Origin of the sequence: Paenibacillus sp. OSY-SE (assembly GCF_000283315.1) — a bacterium.
Classification (GTDB): Bacteria; Bacillota; Bacilli; order Paenibacillales; family Paenibacillaceae; genus Paenibacillus_B; species Paenibacillus_B profundus.
Map to the genome: position 1 here is coordinate 1 of NZ_ALKF01000028.1, position 468 is coordinate 468.

1 protein-coding gene is annotated in these 468 nt (G+C 63.9%); it reads left to right on the forward strand.

Annotated features, from left to right (window positions below; all coding sequences use genetic code 11):
- Positions 1-468 (forward strand): AMP-binding enzyme (locus A372_RS32575; RefSeq protein ID WP_036702551.1); only part of this gene is annotated, 468 nt, incomplete at both ends.

Below are 468 nucleotides of genomic sequence, written 5' to 3' on the forward strand. Positions count from 1 at the left end.
GAGATTTGGCACGCTGGCTGCCTGACGGCCGGCTGGAGCATCTGGGGCGGATCGACCATCAGGTGAAGATCCGGGGGCACCGGATTGAACTCAGTGAGATCGAAGCCCGGCTGCTGCAAATCCCGGGCGTAATCGAAGCCGTTGTAACTGCAGCAGCTGGCGAAATGGGCGCGGGCACGCAGGAACTGTGCGCTTATGTGACAGGCGACCGTCCGCTTGCGGCGGCCGAGCTGCGTACCGCCCTGACCGTATCGCTGCCATCGTATATGCTGCCGACGCACTTCATGCAGCTGGAAGAGCTGCCGCTGACGCCGAATGGCAAAGTGGACCGCCGGGCGCTGCCGAAGCCGTCGGGAAGCGGAGCGGCAGCCGGATACACAGCGCCGCGAACCGAAGTGGAAGCGCAGCTGGCGCTAATGTGGCAGGAGGTGCTGGGCGTCGATCGTGTAGGCATCCACGATAACTTCT